This window comes from Oleiphilus sp. HI0043 (assembly GCF_001634935.1).
In genome coordinates this window covers 1-859 of the sequence record NZ_LWEY01000548.1, presented here as the reverse complement: position 1 = coordinate 859, position 859 = coordinate 1, and the positions used below count along the sequence as shown (strand labels likewise).

Genomic DNA, 859 nt, shown 5'->3' with positions numbered 1-859 from the left:
CCTTCCAGTTCTTTTATCGAGTATCCTTACCCATTGCACGGCCCGCTATTGCGGTTGGCCTGTCTTTAGTACTAATGGAGACACTTAACGACTTTGGAACGGTAGATTATTTCGCCGTCCAAACCTTAACAGCGGGTCTTTACGACACGTGGTTGAACATGGGCAACTTGGGTGGTGCAGCACAGATAGCCTTACTAATGATGGCTGTCGTGGTTATTCTTATTAGCTCTGAACGCTACTCTCGACGCAGACAAAAGCAATACCAGTCGCGCAACCAAGGCTCAACCATTCCAAGCCATAAGCTATATGGAATAAGGGCTTATCTGGCATTCGCAGTCGCCTTCTTACCGGTATTGTTAGGGTTTCTGTTTCCCTTCTCACTTCTAACGATTTATGCAGTCAAATACTTTGAAATATCCTGGCACAGCAATTTTATAGAGTACGCACTAAACAGTTTTGTTTTAGCCAGTATTGCCGCCTTTGCCACACTGGTTTTAGGCATCGTACTTACTTACAGCAAACGACTAAATTCCAATAAGCTCACTCAGCACCTGGTCAACTTCTCTAGCCTAGGCTACGCCATACCAGGCGCGGTGCTTGCGATCGGAATTATCATTCCCTTTGCTGCCTTCGATAATACCCTTGACGGTCTTATGAGAGAGCACTTTGATTTCTCAACAGGATTGATTTTGAGCGGTACGGCTTTCGCAATTGTATTTTCCTATTCTGTTCGCTTCTTAGCTGTCTCTTCAGGGTCCGTAGAGTCCAGCCTATCTAAAGTAACACCAAGCATGGACATGGCATCGCGCTCACTTGGCCATAATTATTTATCGACACTATTTAAAGTACACCTGCCCAT

1 pseudogene is annotated in these 859 nt (G+C 45.3%); it reads left to right on the top strand.

The features are described 5' to 3' along the window. Window positions 1–859 (top strand): annotated as a pseudogene (locus A3729_RS32475) (iron ABC transporter permease); the annotation flags it as partial.